This is a genomic window from Flavobacterium sp. ACAM 123 (assembly GCF_000264055.1).
Taxonomy (GTDB): Bacteria; Bacteroidota; Bacteroidia; order Flavobacteriales; family Flavobacteriaceae; genus Flavobacterium.
In genome coordinates, this window is sequence record NZ_AJXL01000018.1 from 1 (window position 1) to 19,839 (window position 19,839).

At 31.4% G+C, this 19,839-nt stretch carries 18 protein-coding genes and 1 tRNA gene; 6 read left to right on the forward strand and 13 right to left on the reverse strand.

From position 1 onward, the window contains the following. Positions 1-283: 283 nt before the first annotated feature. On the reverse strand, positions 284-760 hold the full coding sequence (locus A3SG_RS0104790) for a hypothetical protein (RefSeq protein WP_016988884.1): 477 nt from the start codon (positions 758-760) through the stop codon (positions 284-286). Between the two features lie 645 nt (positions 761-1,405). Here A3SG_RS0104790 and A3SG_RS0104795 point away from each other — a divergent pair. After that, positions 1,406-1,804, forward strand: coding sequence for a DUF2452 domain-containing protein (locus A3SG_RS0104795; RefSeq protein WP_016988886.1), 399 nt, complete (start codon positions 1,406-1,408; stop codon positions 1,802-1,804). Between the two features lie 575 nt (positions 1,805-2,379). On the opposite strand, the gene A3SG_RS0104810 is transcribed toward A3SG_RS0104795, so the two are convergent. After that, positions 2,380-2,451 (reverse strand) — tRNA-Arg (locus A3SG_RS0104810). Positions 2,452-2,668: 217 nt separating this feature from the next. On the opposite strand from A3SG_RS0104810, the gene A3SG_RS0104815 reads away from it, so the two are divergent. Genes A3SG_RS0104815 through A3SG_RS0104830 form a run of 5 tightly spaced genes read left to right on the forward strand, consistent with a single transcriptional unit; the run spans position 2,669 to position 8,157 of the window. Beyond that, entirely contained in the window at positions 2,669-3,715 is a 1,047-nt protein-coding gene (locus A3SG_RS0104815; protein ID WP_016988889.1) for a cysteine desulfurase family protein, read from the forward strand. Further along, a complete protein-coding gene (locus A3SG_RS20705) occupies positions 3,715-4,179 on the forward strand; it encodes a hypothetical protein (protein ID WP_016988890.1) in 465 nt (154 codons plus the stop codon). Before A3SG_RS0104815 ends, A3SG_RS20705 begins: the two co-directional genes overlap by 1 nt. Further along, positions 4,154-5,332, forward strand: a complete 1,179-nt coding sequence (locus A3SG_RS19145) for a DEAD/DEAH box helicase (RefSeq protein WP_016988891.1) — start codon at positions 4,154-4,156, stop codon at positions 5,330-5,332. Before A3SG_RS20705 ends, A3SG_RS19145 begins: the two co-directional genes overlap by 26 nt. 24 nt (positions 5,333-5,356) lie before the next feature. Then, positions 5,357-7,192 (forward strand): ATP-binding protein, encoded by a 1,836-nt coding sequence (locus tag A3SG_RS0104825; RefSeq protein ID WP_016988892.1) that lies wholly within the window; start codon positions 5,357-5,359, stop codon positions 7,190-7,192. A gap of 11 nt (positions 7,193-7,203) precedes the next feature. Beyond that, a complete protein-coding gene (locus tag A3SG_RS0104830) occupies positions 7,204-8,157 on the forward strand; it encodes a hypothetical protein (protein WP_016988893.1) in 954 nt (317 codons plus the stop codon). 140 nt (positions 8,158-8,297) lie between these two features. On the opposite strand, the gene A3SG_RS0104840 is transcribed toward A3SG_RS0104830, so the two are convergent. The 11 genes from A3SG_RS0104840 to A3SG_RS0104885 all read right to left on the reverse strand — a co-directional run bounded on the left by A3SG_RS0104840 (position 8,298) and on the right by A3SG_RS0104885 (position 19,748). Then, positions 8,298-9,422, reverse strand: coding sequence for a phosphoadenosine phosphosulfate reductase family protein (locus tag A3SG_RS0104840; protein WP_016988895.1), 1,125 nt, complete (start codon positions 9,420-9,422; stop codon positions 8,298-8,300). 5 nt (positions 9,423-9,427) lie between these two features. After that, on the reverse strand, positions 9,428-12,640 hold the full coding sequence (locus tag A3SG_RS0104845) for a hypothetical protein (protein WP_016988896.1): 3,213 nt from the start codon (positions 12,638-12,640) through the stop codon (positions 9,428-9,430). Continuing rightward, positions 12,630-13,514: a DUF4007 family protein gene (locus tag A3SG_RS0104850; RefSeq protein ID WP_016988897.1), complete on the reverse strand. Its 885-nt coding sequence runs from the start codon at positions 13,512-13,514 to the stop codon at positions 12,630-12,632. The genes A3SG_RS0104845 and A3SG_RS0104850 overlap by 11 nt, the downstream gene beginning before the upstream one ends. A 425-nt stretch (positions 13,515-13,939) precedes the next feature. Beyond that, positions 13,940-14,401 carry an NUMOD1 domain-containing DNA-binding protein gene (locus A3SG_RS19150; RefSeq protein ID WP_016988898.1) on the reverse strand — a complete coding sequence of 154 codons (462 nt, stop codon included), beginning with the start codon at positions 14,399-14,401 and terminating at the stop codon, positions 13,940-13,942. 69 nt (positions 14,402-14,470) lie between these two features. Then, complete coding sequence (locus A3SG_RS22220) at positions 14,471-14,584, reverse strand: GIY-YIG nuclease family protein (RefSeq protein WP_016988899.1); 114 nt, start codon at positions 14,582-14,584, stop codon at positions 14,471-14,473. Beyond that, positions 14,574-16,010, reverse strand: a complete 1,437-nt coding sequence (locus tag A3SG_RS0104860) for a primase-helicase family protein (RefSeq protein ID WP_016988900.1) — start codon at positions 16,008-16,010, stop codon at positions 14,574-14,576. The genes A3SG_RS22220 and A3SG_RS0104860 overlap by 11 nt, the downstream gene beginning before the upstream one ends. 136 nt (positions 16,011-16,146) lie before the next feature. Next, positions 16,147-16,956: a hypothetical protein gene (locus A3SG_RS0104865; protein WP_016988901.1), complete on the reverse strand. Its 810-nt coding sequence runs from the start codon at positions 16,954-16,956 to the stop codon at positions 16,147-16,149. Between the two features lie 158 nt (positions 16,957-17,114). After that, positions 17,115-17,378, reverse strand: coding sequence for a hypothetical protein (locus tag A3SG_RS19155; protein WP_016988902.1), 264 nt, complete (start codon positions 17,376-17,378; stop codon positions 17,115-17,117). Between the two features lie 57 nt (positions 17,379-17,435). After that, a complete protein-coding gene (locus A3SG_RS0104875; RefSeq protein ID WP_016988903.1) occupies positions 17,436-18,419 on the reverse strand; it encodes a DUF3871 family protein in 984 nt (327 codons plus the stop codon). Continuing rightward, positions 18,403-19,293: an AAA family ATPase gene (locus A3SG_RS0104880; RefSeq protein ID WP_016988904.1), complete on the reverse strand. Its 891-nt coding sequence runs from the start codon at positions 19,291-19,293 to the stop codon at positions 18,403-18,405. The genes A3SG_RS0104875 and A3SG_RS0104880 overlap by 17 nt, the downstream gene beginning before the upstream one ends. 110 nt (positions 19,294-19,403) lie before the next feature. Beyond that, positions 19,404-19,748 carry a hypothetical protein gene (locus A3SG_RS0104885; protein ID WP_157485303.1) on the reverse strand — a complete coding sequence of 115 codons (345 nt, stop codon included), beginning with the start codon at positions 19,746-19,748 and terminating at the stop codon, positions 19,404-19,406. Positions 19,749-19,839: the final 91 nt, after the last annotated feature.

Consider the following 19,839-nt stretch of genomic DNA (forward strand, 5'->3'; position numbering starts at 1 on the left):
GAAAAGAGTAAAAAATAAAAAAAGGGGAACAAAAAAACCATCGGTAAGGATGGTTTTTGGTTAGATGCAGATTGTTTGTATTGTTATGTTGCTAGGAACAGGAAATGATCCCTTTTGATTTTTTTGCGGCAAGTAGCAACGGTATGATTTTTTAGTCATGCATCGTGTCAAGGGATTTTGATGTAATAAAGTAGCTCTGAGGGAGTAATTATTAGCCGATTATACAGCATGACAAAAGCAATGAACATCCATTTGTTAGTTGCTCGTTCAAAGAGACGTTGATCTAAAGTTTAACGAACCATTTATAATTAATCATAGCCCATCCTTCATAAGTTTCTTTCCTATTTACATAGGGATATTCATGTTTCCAACCGTCAATAAGTAAGCTTCCATCGTCTTTGAGTTCATATGTTTGTACTGGTTCATCTGAGAGATTACTTTGAATAGTTTCAACATTTTCCTTTGTCAATTCACATCTTGGACAGGTGATGATAGTTCCATCATCAAAATAAGCACGTAGGTCCACATTTGAATAGTGCAAAAACCGTAATTTTCTTATCTTTAGATTTTTCTTGTATTTTTTGTTAACTATTGGAGGTATTTGTGGATCTACATCGGCTGCTTTTATATCCGAATTGTATTGGGTTGTATCTGCTTTCTCTGTAGGAAGTTCTTGTCCTTGAGGTTGCTGTTCCTTTGATTTATTATTGCAACTGAAAAGGGTTAAAGAAAGTACAATAATTATTAGTAGTCTTTTCATTTTGTTTTTTTATTTAATCGCATCATGTTTAAAATCACTGTGTTTCGGTTATTGGGTCCGTTAAACGGATCCAATCTATCCAAAATCGAGTATTTTTTAGCCATAAACGAGCTTAATTTAATATTAGGCAAGATATTGATTATTTAATCAACAACAGCAATAGGTATTCCCTCTTTTAGCGCTATTTCAATTTCTATATCTTAGCACTAATTTGCTTAAGCACTATTTTTTTATACGCCTCTTGTGTGACAATCCTATTTGGGTAAACTAACAACGCTAAAATGATTTCCATTGGCATACAATGACAGAGAGGTACGGTTACGGTATAGTTAGCCTTTTTAAAGAAAACGGGAGGTCATTTCTTGTTCTACAGTAATGCTGGTGCGGTTTTTAAGGTAGTACTTAAACTTCTAAATATAGGTCGATAAGGACATCCGATTGCTTGTGAACTAAATCAATGTCTTTTTTGTGGCTGATGTAATTGGGTTTTAATCAATACATTATTTCTTTAAATAAATTAATTTCCCAAAAGAGAACTGATTATTTTTGTTTAACTTTGCTTAATAAATGTTAAACAACTAATTATTTTCTTTTTATTAATAATTTGTGGTAGTCATTTAATAATAAATTTTAAAAGCAAATAGCATGGAAAGTAAAAAACCAGACAATGTTGTATATTCAGATGACGAAGGATTTAATGCAAGTGTATTGCCATATGGAACTAATGTAGGGGCACCGGTGATTAGAATGGATGATGTTGTCTCGTGGAAGAGTAGAGGAATTAGCAATGTAAACAAACAGTTTGAAAGTAAGTTTAACGAGCTAAAAATACAGTATCAAAATCTAATGGAAGAATACGAATGGAATGAATTAGTTTATAATTCGAAATTTTCATTTGAGCCGGTTATTGGCGAAATCTATCATTTATATAGAGACGCTGCTGGGCTAAACTTTCTTTCGTTGATAGGGCCGCAAGAATGGAATAAAGAACACATAGGTACTTTTAAATTAAATAGCGAAAAAAAATGGATATTATTCAATTAAAAAAATGTGGTACGACAGCAAATAATAAGCTGTTAGTTCTAATTATTAAAAGCCAGTTAAATAAAAAAAGCACAAAGTCAGGAATGCAGACCAGTGCAAAATGTTGCATTTTACAAAGCGCATTTAAAATTGCTGGGAAAGTATTGATTAAAAAATTAGAACGATCTTATAAGTAATGAGCCTGGGTAGTTCTTGTTTGCGGTTGCTTAGTCAATCTTGTATTGTTATACCAAAAGGGTTTAGGTTTTAGTCCAGAGTGTTTTTATTTACTGCTGATGTACTATGAAAATTGTACAATATAATTGGATTATATTGAATATACAATTGGTAGTACTAAACAAGAAAGAGAGCGACTGTGGTAAGTTCTATGATGGCTCAATGGCTGTGCAAAATTATAAATTAAGGATGCCTATAGTCTCAGACTATGGGCTTTTTTTGTTCTTTAAGTATATGGATTGCGCTTTTTAACAAGAAGAGCTAGTTATACTAAAGAACGCAGCATATTTAAATTTAAACCGGATTAGTAAATCACTATTGCACACCAAAAGAAGGAGTGCTTATTTCTACTGGTTTCGTAGCCCCGCCGAGAATCGAACTCGGATCAAAAGTTTAGGAAACTCCCATTCTATCCGTTGAACTACGGGGCTAAAACTAAAGAAAGCCTTTACATTGCTGTAAAGGCTTTCTGGATTTTGCTCCCTCTCTTGGGCTCGAACCAAGGAGTGTGACTAGCAGTTAAATCAATACTTTACGTTATTTTACTTTTTTATGTTACCGAATTGTATGCCTTTTTTAATATTTTTCCTATCTTTAAAATTTAATTTTTACTTACTAAAAATAAATTTACAATATTTTTAATAATATATGATTACTTATCTAGATACTGCTTCTACAACTAAAGTAGATGAAAGGGTTTTAAATGAAATGACGCCTTATTTTACTGAAATATTTGGTAATGCTTCTAGCAACCATGATTTTGGTAAAAAAGCTAAAAATGCAATTGATCTTTCCAGAAAACAAGTAGCAAAATTGATTAACTCGAATGAAAATGATATAATTTTTACTTCAGGAGCGACAGAATCGATTAATATGGCATTAAAAGGGTTTGTTGATGCAAATTATTCTAAAGGGAATCATATCATTACTGTAAAAACTGAACACAAAGCAGTTCTTGCAACATGTAATTATTTAGAGGAACGTGGTGTTGAAGTTACTTACCTTGATGTTAATAAAAACGGTTTACTTTCATTAGAGGAACTAAAAAAAGCTTTAAGACCTAATACATTATTGATATGTGTCATGCTTGTTAATAATGAGACTGGAGTAATACAACCAATAGATGATATTGTTGCAGTTGCTAAAGAAAATAATATTACTTTTTTCTGTGATGCCACTCAAGCAATTGGTAAAATATCTGTTGACGTTAATAAAAACAATATTGATATGTTGTGTTTTAGTGGTCATAAATTAAATGGACCAAAAGGAATCGGAGTGCTTTATAAAAAAAAGGAAATACAGTTAACCCCATTAATACACGGCGGAGGGCAAGAAAACGGCCTACGATCAGGAACCTATAACACTCCCTTAATTGTGGGTTTAGGAAAAGCGTGCGAATTAGCTACAGTTGAATTTGAGGAAAAGATTAATGACATACTTAAAGCTAGAAATGAATTTGAAAATGCAATTGAAGAAAAGCAGATTGGACTAGTTTGTTTTAAGGAAACCAATCGTGTACCGCATATTTCATGTATCAAATTAAACAATGAGGATGCTGAAAAGTTTCTTTTAATGAATAGTGATGTCTTTATTGCATCAAATGGTTCTGCTTGCAATACAGCACTAATCGAAGTCTCTCACGTCTACAAAGAAATATTCGATGAGCCTAACAAAATAATTAGAATTAGTTTTTAATGGAAATACAATTAGAAAAGATAATATCAAGACTTGATATTGAAGCATACCAAGATATATTAGGTAAAGAAGTTATAGGCACATTAGGTCTATTGGGTGCGAATTATTTATATGACGAAGGCCTATACAAAATTTTAAAAAATACGTTTTCAAACGAAGAATTATTAAAAAAAAGTACTTCACGGAATTATTTTATTGACGCATTAAGAAAGGAAGAGATAGAGATACTTAAACAAAATCTTAATTTGGACATCAACGATAATTATTGGAATCAAGTAAAGAGTATTGATTTCAAAGGCGAAAACTTATCTATATTATTTGATTTTTTTGGAGAAAACCTATCTATAGATAGTGAAATACTGTGGATTCAAGAAGCAAATATTTTACCTAGATACCCATTATACCCTTACCAAAGAGAGGTTTTAAAAAAAATCAAGAATGTTCTTTCAACTAGAAAAAAATAGAGTTTTATTGCATATGCCTACCGGTTCAGGAAAAACCAGAACTTCTATCAATTACATATGCAACCATTTTATAGAAAACGATAATTCAAATGTCGTATGGTTTGCGAATACTGTTGAATTGTTAGAGCAAGCCTACAGCGAATTTGTAAAAGCATGGGTTAATCTTGGTAATAGAGAAATTAAAGTTGTAAAATATTGGGGGAAATCAACAATTGACTTATCAAAATTAAAAGGTTGTTTCATTGTCGCTGGATTAGACAAAACATATAATGCCCTTCTAAAAGATGTCGGTAAAATGAGTGATTTTTCAAATAATTGTTCACTTGTAATAATGGACGAAGCTCATCAAGCAGTTGCGCCAACTTACTCATTATTAATTAATGCAATGCTAATTGTTAATAATGCATCATTAATTGGATTATCCGCAACTCCAGGCAGAACTTGGAATGATCCCGAAGAGGATTTAAAATTAGCTAATTTTTTCTTTAAGCAAAAAGCTAAAATTATTATAGAAGGATATGAGAACCCTGTCGATTATCTTATAGAAAAAAAATATTTAGCGCGAACAATTAATACCCCACTTCTTCATAAGTCTGGGATTCATTTAACGACTCAAGACTTAAACTATCTCAAAGTTAATTATGTGTTATCAAACGATATTCTGAAAAGAATATCATTGGACAGATTGAGGAATTTAGCTATCATAACTAAAATAAAGCTATTAGTAAAAACACATCAAAGAATTATTCTTTTTGCAATTACTAAATCACATGCTATTGTTTTGAACAGTTTACTTACAGCAATTGACATACAATCGAGTGTCGTAACATCCGACACTATGCCTAATGAAAGGACTAAAATTATTGATAATTTTAAAGTTTCAAGAAAAGATAATCCTGAATCTTTAATTCTATGTAATTATGGCATATTAACAACGGGATTTGATGCTCCTGAAACCAGCTGTGCTGTTATTGCTAGACCAACTGATTCTTTAGTATTATATAGTCAAATGGTTGGTAGAGCAATCAGAGGTGAAGAATCAGGAGGAAATCAAGAAGCAGAGATTGTGACAGTTATTGATGAAGATTTGCCAGGATTTGGCAATGTAGCCGATGCTTTTACTAATTGGGACGATGTTTGGGAAGAAATTTAAATAATGATAAAAAAATAAAAAAATATGAGTAATTCTATAGTACCTGTAAATTTAGTAGTCAAATCGATGCGTGATAATGGCTATAAAAACACCGCATATGCCATTGCAGAATTGATTGATAATTCAATCCAATTTGGAGCAAAAAAAGTTGATTTAATCTGCTTGGAAAAAGATATATTATTAGGCTCTAGAAATGTTTCTAGAATCCACGAAATAGCTGTACTTGACAATGGTGATGGGATGGATAAAGACACTCTTAGAAAAGCGCTTCAATTTGGGAATGGTACAAATTTAGATAAAAGCTCTCAAACACATATTGGAAAATTTGGAATGGGACTTCCCTCATCTTCAATTTCTCAAGCTTTAAGAGTTGATGTTTGGACTTGGCAAAATGACAGCAAAAAAGCCTTTTATTCATATCTCGACGTTAACGAAATAATTAATGGTGTATTGACTGAAGTACCTGAACCTATTGACATGGAAGTTCCGTCAAAATGGTCTAAGATAAGCGGTGAATTTGGAGATTCAGGAACTTTGGTGGTATGGTCTCAATTAGATAGATGTCTTTGGAGAACTGGAAAAACTATAATTGATCATTCTGAATTTATTGTTGGTAGAATGTATCGCAAATTTATAAATTCTGGAAAATGCATTATTAATGCTATTGTAGTAAATGACAATAATTATACAAAACCAGAAATACACAAAGCTTTCTTAGCAAATGACCCTCTGTACTTAATGCAAAACACTAGTGTTTCACAAGTATTAAAAGAATTAAATCTAAACGATCCTATGTTTGTAAAACATGGTGGAGATGACGGATATCAAAAATCCTATACCATAAATTTAGATGGTGAAAAGCATAATGTTTTTGTTAGATATTCTATTGCTACTGAACAAACAAGAAGAGGGATTAATGCTGGTTCAAATAAACATGGAAGTCATGCTAGGGAAAATGTTGGAGTATCAGTTATAAGAGCTGGGAGAGAATTAGAATTAGATACAAGTTGGACTAATAGATATGATTCAAGAGAAAGATGGTGGGGAGTTGAAATCGATTTTCCACCAGCTTTAGATGATGTTTTTGGAGTAACCAATAATAAACAATATGCAAATAATTTTAAAGAGTTAGGTAGCTTAGATATTGAAAACTTAGTAAAAGAAAGAGGGCAAACTATATCAGAATTTAAGCAAGAGCTAATAGATGATAATGACCCTAAAGTTCATTTGATTGAAATCGCTGTAGACATAAAAAATCAAATAAAATCCCTTAGAGGCATTTTAGTAGCTCAAGCATCAAGATTAGAGAAAGCTGATAAAACTACAAGACATGAGCAGACAGAAAATGAGGCGGAAAAACACGCTACTGAAGTAACAGAGCATAGAAAAGAAGAAGGTTATACCGGTGAAAGTGAAACTAAAGCTGAAGGTAAGAGTGAAAATGAAAAATTAGAAGAAATTTTATCCGAATTAGTTGGTGATGATGTTCCTGAGGCTAAAGAATATGCTGATGAAATTCACAACTCAAAAATACTATATCAATTCGTTAATGCTAATTTAGAGTCAAGAGCTTTTTTCTCTGTAAGTCCAGTTGGAGGTAAAATAATTATTAAATTAAATACTAACCATCCAGCCTATCAACAATTTGTAGAAATTTTGAATGATGATGTTGAAGTAGATTCAGAAAAAGAAGATTTAATTCGAAGACTTCGTTTAGCAAAAGATGGAATGAAACTATTACTGATGGCTTGGGCAAGATATGAAGATGAACAACCAGATGGTAAATTAAAAGAAAGTGTAAAAGACGCTAGAATGGATTGGGGGAAAATGGCAGCAGAATTTATGCGTATAGATGATTAAATAATAAATAAATGTTACACAAAAGCGGTATAAATCTATTTTCTAGTACATCTGATTTTTTTAATAACGAAGAATTAGTAATTCTTTTTTCTGCCTATATCAAAACGGATATTATTAAGCAATTAAATTCAAATCATAATATCAAACAGATTATTGTGCGTTGGGAAATTGAGGATTTAGTAAAGGGAGTTTCAGATATAGATTTATATCTCTATTGTAAAGACAATAATATTCAATTATTTAGGAATACTCGAATACATTTAAAAACAGCCTGGAATTTTGATTGTAAAATTTTATTTGGTTCAGCTAACTATACCAACAGAGGGGTAGGAGAATCAAATAATTACAACTATGAACTATCTGGTACTAATGAAAATATTTCTTTTAGTGACAAAATCTATTTGAATACTATAATTAAATCTAGTAGAATAGTAGATGATAATTATTATAATCAACTCAAAAAAATAGTTGATTCTGTTGAGAAAACTCCAAAAAACGTTTATCCAGAACTTGAAGAAAATATAATTGAAACTAACTCTTTTTTATTATCCGAATTACCTATGAGTTTATCGCCTGACGACTTATATGATGTTGCCATTCGTTCGGAAGATTATGATAGTCTAAACCATAACTGTGCTGCTCATGATATTGCTTTATATCAAATAGATGTTTTTCAAGATTACTCTTCTTTTAAACTTCAGCTGAAAGATAATTTTAACTTTCACCCATTTATATTAGCATTGAAAGATCACATAAAGGCACAAAGTTCTAAATCTTTAAATTATGGTCGTATTGTGCAGTGGATTAGAGAAAATACTACAACAGTTCCTACCCCTAGAAGTTGGGAAATAAAAGAACAGCAGATTGTAAATATTCTATATACATGGATTTGTTGCTTAGATGAAGAATATACTTGGGATGTTCCAGGAAATAGAAGTGAAGTGATTTATTATTATGGAAAATAAAAAAGGGGGTTTTAATTGGCTGACATCTAAAGAAACAAAATCCCTTTTAAAAATAAGTGATTGCAAATTAATGCACTTACGTTTAAAAGGGGAAATTGAGTTTAAAAAAGAAGGTAAATCTTTTTTGTATAACATAAAATCTAAATAAAACAGCTAGCGCATCCCTCCCCTTCTGAAGCTAAGATTTCATCTTGCCAACTAGTAGTCGTTTTAGCGTTTAATTTGTTACGAGTCATTCTTAAATAATGTTCTTTTTTAATTGCATTTACACGCTCAGGTTTTTTTAATTCACCTAAAGGTTCTTCCATCCAATTATATCCTTCTTTTTCGTAAACTATTGCTTCTTCATACAAATCTGCATGTTGTTCTAATAACCAAACCCATTCTATTTTTTGTTGATAAAAACAGAAGAAACAGCCAGAACGACTACGAGAGTAAGTACCTGTTTTGACTTCTCCATCAATCTCAACGCTATATTCTATAGGCTTATAATAAGCAGGAATACCTACTCCGCTCTCATCAAGGATTCTAAAGACATCATCAATTCCAATATTTTCTTCATTGTCAATCAATGAAAAACTCTCCAATTTACCAATAGGGTAATCGGTTGTTTTAAGCCATTCAAACACTACTCTGTTGAACAGTTTAATATCAGCATCAAGTAAAGCGTTTAATTTTTGTTTCTGCGTAAAACGCATTGAAATTGGCTGACCCACATAATCTAAAATCAGCGTTAGATTAATTGGATTAAATTCCTTGTATTTAGTTATGATAAATTCAAGATTTGAATTGGATAAAAACTTTTTAATTACATCTTCACTCCAAATATTTTTCCTAAAAGGGAATATGGATTGAATATTTTCTCTTTTAGAAATATAACCCTCCCTGTTTTCATCACCACGAATTCCAACATAGGAAATCGTTGGCGTGTCACCAATTTCATTTTCAAAAGGTTCTAACTTCATCTTTCCAGTACACCAACGAGCTGTTGCTGATGGTAAATAACCACCGTACATGGCAAGGAAATGGTCAAAAGGATTCTTCTCTGGAGAATTAACTTCATCAATTGACTTATATAGCTTTATATTTTTACCCAATACAGAATTTAACTTACCAATTAATTCATAAGTTTCATTCAATTCTTTCCCTGTATCGCAGGTGTAATATTCCACATTTATATCAGGATGTTTTTGGCTCATATAAATTGCCAAAGCGGCACTATCTTTTCCGCCAGAAATTCCTAAAACATGTTTGATTGCGTTCATGTTTATTATTTTTTATTTATTTCTAATGTAAGTAATTCAAACAGCAGTTGCTTTCTAACACTAACATCTAAACTACCTATTTTTTTAGAAAATTCTTCTTTCACTTTAGAGTATTCTCCATTTAATTTAGAATCTAGTACAATTTTTTCAGTAAAAAGGTCTCCTCTTTCATCAACAAACTCAATAGATACTAATTTATCCGTATTCAATTTATTAAATTCATGAATATTTGAAGCTTTAATTAACCCAAAGACAAATGCTTTGATGTTATTCATTAAAAGTATTTCTTCTTCATCAATCATTTTATCGATTGATTTACCCAAAGCCACATCAGCAATCGATTTTAACCATGACATTCTATCATCTAAAGGAGAAAAAACTCTTTTAAAAAATATATTTTGCTCTGTACTTAATAGATTAGCATCAATACTACTCAACTTAGACGTAATTGATTTTTTATAATCTATGAAGGAAAGCCCTTTACAATCTAGAGATTCCGTTATGGTAACTTCTATTCTATCCATTAACGCATCATAACAACTTCTCAATTCTCTTATGGCATCTTGAATATGAATTGTATAGTTTTTCAAAACCTCTTCATCCTCTTTTAATGATAAGCTATGAAAACCTAATGCATTTGGAAACTGATTAAACAATGCGTCCTCCGGGTCTTTAGCAGTTTTAATTGCTTCTCTTAATTTTATTGATTTGTCCGATAACTTTTTTGTTGAAATAGAATAGTCATTTAATCCTCTATAAAATCGTAAGAAATTACCAAATATGGACAAGAAAGTACTTTTAGCTCCATTTACATCATCACTCACATTGACTAACTCTTTATACCCTTCTAAAAGATTAATATTTAGACCTGAAACATCGTAGCTCTTTATAGAGTAATTTGAGGGTGACTTGTGAATTAAGTCTAACACATCATCTGAAATAAAAGGCACGAAACCATTAGTCTCATGGAATAAAGCATAGTCCTCTTTTTTAATAATTAAAAATAATGGAATCCAAAATTCAACAAAACCTTTTTTTAATTTGAACGGTTTAGTTTTAAGTATTTCATATAATTCACCGAGGTTTCGTTTAGAGGATTTGGCAGAATTTAAAAATGACAAACATTCCTCCCAAAGGGGTAAAAATGATAAATCAATTGGTAAATCATATCCATAAATACCATTATTAAGACGATGTATGCCTGTGTTTTTAAGCAAGCTTAGATATATAGATTTTTCAGGTGGAAATTTAGTATTGTCAAAACCTAGCATAGCATCGTTTTCAAATTCTAATATTTTTCGCATTAGAAATTTACGAGCAGTATTGATTTGTGGGCTAAGGTTTTCTCTATTAAAAAGTTCATTTTTTAAATTTGGAGCACTTGTAAATTCAAGATCGCAAATTTCTGATAATAAATGATTTAAATCTTTTTTAGAACAAATGGTTTTTTGAACACCTAAATAAAACCATAAATTTTCCTCAGTCTCAGTATAAAGATTTTGAAGTACAAACCAATGTAATTTATTCACATGATGCTGCAATTCTTCCATTAGTAGTTTAGAAGCATTTACATCCGAGGTGAATTTCTTTAATAAGAGTTTGTATTTATTTATGGTAAATATTTCGTTGTAAATTTCATCTGAATTTTCGTAAAGCACAAATAGATTACTTTCCGATTTTTTAGAGGCTTCTTTTACTTCTATATCTTTAATTTTAGCATTAAAAATCAGGTTTATATAACCATCTAAAGATCCCTCAGCATATTTTATTTCTTTAATATCATTAAGAATTCTGTATTCAAAATAACGAGGTGTTCCCGTCTCGAAAGAATGCCTTTTAGCATTTTCTAGTGGAAAGGTTATTATTTTGGCCAACTCTTCTGCTATGGAAAAATCGGCTTCTATTTCTTTAGTAATATCTGTTAACTCTTGTTCAATGTCAATATCAGTACCTTCAAGAAAATTAAGCTTATTACTATGTTTGTAGAATCGTATGATTCCAGATTTCTCCAACTTATCGATAGCTTTAGTTATGACTTCGGAATGAATTTTCGTTGTAGACTCTAAATAGTTAACAGCAAATTCTTTGTTGAATTTACCTCCAGATTTTCCGAAAATATTGACTAAACAAATTGTTTTAATTATTTGTGATGCAATTGGATAATCTTCTGAAAAGTTTAATTCTGCTCTTTCTAATGCTCTCATTGAAGAAAGCCATTGTGGTCTATGTGGATTATTATAGTTTTGAATATCACTCGATAGAGTATTTATCAAGTAATCATAAACACAACTTACATTAAAATATAAAGCATCATCATTTTTCTCTAAATTATTAAAATCATTTAAAAAAGTAAATAATGACCTTTCATTTTGCCCATAACGTTGTAATGCTTGAACCAAAACGTTGGCTGATAGCCAATCCAAAGGAAATAGTTTTTCAGACAATCCTAAATTACTGTTTTGGCTAAAGTTCACCAAATTCGATTTAATAATATCTTCATTGAGTTTGTAAAACCCTTCTTTTAAATTTTCAGGTATTTCAATTTTTTCTAGTTGGCTACTAGCGAAAAACAATAACTGTTCAACAGGCTCATTGAATAGCAAATCAATAAATCTCCCTTTAATTTTTTCCCATTCTTGCCTGTCGATATTGTCTAATGAAGACGAATAGGAAACAAAATTTTGATGAAGTGTAATAATGAAATGAGTGTTTTTTTCGGTGTCATTCACCCATTCAGAAACTAATTGCAATAAATACAAATCGTTATTTGCCTTATTCTTATTGATGTGCTCTAAAAATTTTCCAAACTCATCAATTATAATAACATATCCATTTTTCTTTTTTTCAGCAGCTTTTCGTTTCTTTTCGAGTGCTTCTAATATTTCTCTAGATGTTGTATTTGTGTCTAATCCAAGAACTTTTTGAAAAGCAAAAGTTAAGCTGGTTGCGTCACCCAAAATCTTCAAAAATTGATACGACTTGTTTTTTTCATTTAGTTTTGCGCTAAAAAACATCTTTTCTTTAAGCAAATTCTTCTCTAAAGCCCATAAAAAGGTTGACTTACCCGTACCATAGTTTCCAATTACAGTAAACGATTTATTGGAATTGTTATTTGTGCTAAAAATTCTTTCAAATATTTTTGTAGCATTTGGAGTTACAACATATTTCAAATTTTTAGATTGATCGCGCAATATGTTAGTTGATATATTAAACTCCATAATAATAGTTTTGTAATAATTGTAATTTGAAATTTTCGTTATTTGCTTTCAATTGAATCTGCCTGATTCCTGCATCTTCATTGAAAACAAATTCGGAATATTTAGAACATAATTTTTCAATTATGACTTCTAATCCTTCATTTGTTAAAACGAAAAAAGACCCAAGTGTTTGTCTAATTTCTTTAAATTCTATTGCAGTTTCGTTATCATATAAATCAAACAAACAATATCCAAAAATTTCTAATGGGAAATTATTTCTATTTTCTTTGTTTAGCTTATAGGTTATAACACCATTTTCTCTATTTAAAGCGGATATTAGGTTCAACTCTATTAATGGAGAATTGAAATCATCCTCCAAAGATTTTGAACCTCTAATTCCAGCAAAATAACTTTGAATAAACACTTTAAAATCACTGATTAATGTGTTTTCGCTCGTTTCTCTATTTGAAGTTTCAGCAATTTTTAATTTGATGAAGTTTAAAATTTGTCTTTCGTCAAATTCATAACTAATTCTTTCTTTAGAATAGTCCGAGAAAATTAATTTATAAATACTAGCAATATCCGTACGGCAAATTAAATATTGTAGCAACCATAAAGTCCCTTCGTTCTCTAAATATCTATCATAACCATTTTCTTCAGAAAAAATAATTTCAGCGAGATCTGTAGTGTTTTTATCGTCGTCAATGAGCCCAAAAGCTCTCAACCAATATTGAATTGCTTGAACCATATTTTTACCAACACCTAAATTTAAGATTGCTTCTTCAAGATTATTAAAACCATTAAGTTCTTCGTTGTCAATAAGTTCAATGCCTTTTAATAGCCATTGTTGCCTGCAGTGAAAGGTGTCATGCCCTGAAAATTTTAAATTTTTCATAAATCGAATTTGATTCTGCAATTTACTAAATTATCAATGGATGAAGTCACCCAATATTAAAAATAGGTATTTTTTTTCAAAACAATGACTGTCAGTATGTTATGAAAAATCAACTAATATTTATTTTGATTTTAATACTTTTAAGTAAACTTTAATAATATATTAATTGATTTTCCTAGTATTTCAATACAAGTTTATTGAAAGAACTTTTTTCTTGCTGCTTCTTACATTAAGATAAATCGGTCCAATATAATAGTTATTATAAATTTTAGATCCATTTCTTACGCTATATATTCATATTGCCTTAAAAATTTCACTTTAGATTGAAAATCTTTGAAGACAAATCAACGAGTAACTATGAGAAAGAATAAATTGGTTTTTAATGTAAAAAAAGGCGGTTTTTGCACCGCCTTTGATTTCAATATTTAAGAGTAATTCCAGATAAACCCACCACTTTTTTCTCGTTCACCTCTACAACATCGAGTAATACAGGTTTTAGAGATTCCAGTTTTTCTGGATGCCTCAGATGCTGATTTAAAATTTTCAATAAATTCAAAATTTAAAGAATATTGATTGACAGGTTTAACCCGTAAATCTGTTTTTGGAGTAATCTTTTCTAGTTGTCTGTAAGACCAGAAACTGCCATCATACATCGTTGAATTTAAACAGGCATTTGAAATTCGTTGTTTGTCTATTCCTAACGTTTCTTTAATTTCAGTTAAACTGTTATACGTTTCAATTAGATTTCCATTTTCATCGTATTGGTAAACTATCTTTTGAAAACCTCCGCCAGAATCTCCATTATAGCCTTCCTCTTGCGCCTTAAATTCGTAGATGTACTTTTTTTCCTTTTCTGCTAATTCATTTGGATCAATGGCTGTGTCCAATTGTTCCCAAGTGAAAGCCTCGGGACCATAAGTCCCGATTGCTTCTTGAAAATATCCGCCAACTTTTTTCTAAGCTTTTTGGATGTGGTCTTGCTTTCGCTCTTCTAAAGATTTGGTAGTTGCACCGATGTAAATCTCACCAGTTTGAGTGTTTTCAGCTTTATAAATTATACTATATTTCATTGTGCCCTTTATTAGAGGTTAAAGTAAAATTATAGTATCCGCCAGAGGAAGTAGATGAGTATGTAACACCTTTTTTTGCCGCATATATTTGTAACCATTTCGTTATTTGATGCGATGATGTAGTTGCCATTTCCGGGTACAAGCTCTTAAAGTTGCTGAAAAGAGCTCTTTTATTCAATGTAGTATCGTTTTGAACATAACTATCTGCAAAAGCAACAAACTGTTCAGCCATTCCATCTGAAAATTTATTTTGTAATAAGTTGATGTGCGGTACTTGATACAAACCTTGTTGCAGGTATGTCTTACAACAATCCATCATGAAATGATAAAACCTACTCCACTCTGATTCATCCCATTGTGTCCCAAAAAAACGATTGCCAAATTCTACTTCTGGTGTGAAATCTTGGTCATAATAATTACTCAATTCAAATTCATGTCTTCTCCTAATATCAGAGCTTCCTCCAGGACCTAAGACTTGAAAATTTGATGAAACTAAAATTTTTGGTGATTCTTCTGCTTTTAGAGTACTCTCGTTTTGCCCTTTTTTTTCAATTACAAATCCAGAAGTTGCCATAGAGTATAATAATTCTAGTGAAAATTTACGGTCTACATCATCAAAACATACAATATCAGTGGTGTTATTGATTCTTTGATTGTTAAACCTTGAATCCCTTTTCATGTTTTTCCCATCCATTAAAACGGTTTCAACACAATGGGAGAGTGCCTTAGACAGTAGGCTTTTACCTGTTCCGCCGTTAGTCTGTCCACCCATTGTTGCATTTTCATCCAAAAAAATAACAACTTTAGTTACAGCAGGATTGTTGTATCGGTGCAATAAATAGCCAAGTGTTGCTTTAAGAACTTTAAACCTCTCTGGATCTTCCTTTGATAATTTGTGACAAAAGTCCTCAAAATGTCCATTTTTAAAATTGACTAGATTAAATTCTTTTTGAACTATCCTATTAGCCCATATTTTGTGAGGAAGTTTTTCATAAGGCACTAATTCTATATTAGTTTCAGTAACTTTTACTGCTGTGTTTTTGAAATAAAGCCAAGCACAATCCTTTGGATCCTTGTCACTGATTCCTTTTACTTTAGGGAGCAATTCATATTTTTTTTTGTTTAAGTAGCTACCTATACCTCTTACAAAAGCTTCTAAGACCTCCGGTTCTTTTATAGAGATCAGATAGTTTCTAATAAAACACGATAAATCGCCTTCACTCACGTCACTTACAATATTGTCAACAATCCTCACTAACCTTGTCACACCTCCAATATTCATGTTGGCAAAACCATTTTTACCTAAAAACTTGATTAACTCAAAGTGAATAATCTTAGTAACGCCATTGTCATTGTGGTAAAACCCCGCGGGTTTTTTTAACTTTTGTTTTCCAACATCAGTTTTTAATTTTTTTTCCTTTACCATACATCTCTTCTTTACTTAAGCCCTTTTAATTAGTTCGTTGTTCGTAGGGCGATAACGATATCAACAGGGCAAAGATATTGGGAGAGAGAAATGTGGATGGGTAATAAAATTTATACCCAAGACAAACAAATAAGTTTTATTCAAGATTAAATAAGTCTCTCATACAAAAAATTTCCTCTAGAGATTGTAGTGTGTTTTCAGCAGACTTACTGTATTTATCACTCAGTAACTCATCTGCTGCTTTTTTAGATTTTTTTATTTCTTTGAATTTCAGTTTTTTATCATCATAGTATGTAAAGAAGGCTTCAATTAAGCGGTGTAAATGTAACGGGTTTATTTCTCCGATTATTTTATTACTATGAAGTAAAGTGAATAAAACTACTACTTGATTTTTTGGTAGTTTAAACGGAATTTTTACTGGTATATCTAAAGTTTCTGCAAGATGCACGGTATTAATATACTCATAAAGCTTTTCAAGCTCTTTTATGATTTTAAATTTAAATGATGAATCTAGATAGCACGAATTGTTTAAATCATCAATTAATTTTGCTAAAGTTTTAAGTTTATTACTGCAGAATCTTTGGATTGCAGTTGTTTCGTATATTGCTTTAGCTTTGATTTCTTTTTCAAATGATTGTTTTAAATAATCTAACTGATTTTTCATCTTTGGATACAGATAATCATCATAGAAGTTCATTGAATACTCTACATCAACAGTATTGCTTTTTCCACTGTACGACTCTCCATAACTAACTAACTCAAAATCATCGATAGTTTCTTTTTCAAAAATTACATTAATACGATTTATTGAATCATCAATTATCACACTTTCACTACCTTTAGTATATCGAATAGATTGATAAACAATATCTTGCAGTAAAAATTCTCTTTTTAGCTTATAAAATCTTTCTTCGTTTAATATTTGTTTGAATGAGATTCTGTCCATGTCTGTCTAATGTTATTTATTAAATGCGGTAGAATTGATTACTACCGCATTCAAAAGTAATAATTGCAATTGCTTTTTCATTGGTTTTATTGATAAAGGAGAAGCCAACGTAAAAGATTGGGTATTCAAAATACAGCATAACTCCTTGCTTAATATAGTTACTCTGTAATGTCCTCAATAAGGATGTCAAAAGAGTGGTAATGGTAAGCATTACCATTTATTATAAAAATTGTTTTTAATGCTGTTGTCACTTTAACCTCATTAACCCAGACTAATTGCCCTTTTCTTAGTAGTCCAACGTGGGACAATACTTTGACTCTAAAAGGGCAAAAAAGTAATCTGAGTGCATTATAGTAGGTGATTACATAAAGTTCTTTAGGTGAACTGAATTTTAGTACATCTGCTAATTCATGGTCTTCCATAATTTCTTCTTTCTCTACCTCCCGTTAAGTGTTCCTTGCTAAACAAAAGAGCTATTGTTAATAATGGAGGAACCAATTGGGATTGTTGTTTTGGATCGATTTACCTAGGTCATTGATTAGTTCGTATGCGTTGACATTTCTTTGTAAGTTGTTATCGATGTAAGATGATTTGTTTGCTTCTGTAAATAAGTTGTACAGATTCCAGAAACTTATCGAACCATCAGGACTTCTTGAGAAGTTGGGACACTGGTAATAGTCTTTCACAATATTGTTTATTTGACTGTCATTCAATGAAATTGGGAAGATTGATTTCTGTGTGTGTTTGTCTAAGTGCGTAAACATTCTGAATTTTCCAATTAGATGCGCAAATTGCATTTCAGACAACTTGTATTCAATCATTCGCTCCAACATTTTAAGGTGATGGTCTCTCTTGTAATTAGAGAAAAGTTCAATCATCTTGTCTTCTAACTCATGTATAGATGATATCCTTATTTCATTCGAAAAGCCATCTGTACTAATACACAGGTTGGTGCATACCTTATTCTTGAAGCCAATAAAGACTTTGAATTTCTCCATCGATTTTTTGCTATAAAGGTTTTCCTGATTATAGGATCTAACTCCACCAATGCTCAATGTAAGCTCATTTCCGTTAACAATTTGCTTTGTCGAGGGTAAGTCTATCATGAAGGCACATCGTTCGTAATAAATGGTTTTTTCGTGTTCTTCAAGGTCTTTTGCAGGTTTGCCGATTGCTGAAGGAATTCTTCCTTTTACTACGTGGCTTACTCTAATATCTGGCGATTTCTGAAGTACACCAGGCAGTAATTTTTGAATTATTTGTTGGCATTTATCTACAAACTGGAAATGACTGATTGTTGACTCGTTATCCTTTGAGAATACAGGGATTATACAATCTTTTTCCAAATGTTCTAAACTCACTATTTCTGTGTTGGCCTCAATAAAGCTGCTTGATGGTTTATTTATTATCTCGTTTTCATCTACTAGATGTTCGTTGATGCTACTATTAAGTACTAATTCCATGGGTTTCTTCAATTAATGGTTTTACAATTTCTTTTTCATCGACTAGGTGACTAGCGATGTTTTCTATCTGATTTTTTCTATTGATAATGGCATTGTGGATCTGCTTTTGAAGCGAAGGATATTTTGAATATACATGCTTCAATCCTTCAATGTTCTCACACGCATTGATTTCAGACATAGCGATTTCAATTGAAACCCCCAGATTACACCATTCAATAAGCTTCTTACCTGTGGATGAATTAATGACGAATTCAGGTTTCCCAGAAAATAAACCAGTTCTATCTTTAGAAGCGGTTACAAGATGATTGTCATTGATAAGCTCAAAATTGACTGTCAGCTCATATTCAAATCCGTCTCTTGTAATTTCCTTAGTTCCTAGCTTCATCACTTTAGTCTTACCATTACCATCTTTATCAAGACTATAATCCGTTTTGCGTCGTACGGTAGTAATGACATGGCAGTTTGAATTCAATATTTTATCGATAAAAGCTTGATGTCGCGGAGTTATTTTTGCCCAATCTTGAAATCTTCCTCCAAGCTGTTCGTGTAGTTCTAAGCATCCTCCTTTACCAGACCATTCGTGTGTGATGCTGTCAATTATAACTACTTCAATTTCTTCTTTTTCACAAACCTCTATGGCTTGAATATAACGCTCTGGAGCGTATGGCTCATTCAATGACAATACATTGAAATCTCCTAAATGAGAGTAGAGACTGGCACTGTTGTTTTCCGTATCAATTATAGCTATTTTAGTCCAATCGTTAGTGATTCCGTAAGCTAATAGTAAGGCTGAATACGACTTGCCAAAGCCACTTGCTCCACTTAAACCCAGTCTTAATTTCACTTGGTTTCTTTCTGCTTTTTGTAGTTTCATACTAATGTTATTTAATGTTGTTATTGGTCGTTATTCGACATAATAAATTATTGTTATAAAAAAAAAGGAACTCCTTTTGAGAGTTCCTTAATTACTTATATTGAGGTGTTTTAGTACACCATTTCGTTTTTTAGCACGTTGCTATCGACGATACTTTCTTCTTCTGAAAGGTATTCGTATCGGTGAGACATTTTGATTATTTCACCTGTTTCCCGAACGGTAAATTCGTAGGGATCTACTGTTACCTTTTTTATCGTTCCGGGCATTTGAGTACCTACAAGTGCTTTACAGGTTGGCTCATTAAACGTGCACGGTACTTTAGTTGCTCGCGCTGTAAAGTAAGTCTTTCCAGTTTCCTTACTTTTTACTGATTCGATTCCTCCTTGCACTTCAAGAGCATAGAAGCTTTCCCCATTCTCTCTTTGATATTGTTTGTAATCTACAATTGTTACCATAGTCTTTATAATTTTAAGATTAAACATTGACGGGCATATCCCAAAATATAAAAAGAGTAGGGGGTGAAGTGTGGTTTAGTAAGTGTATGGC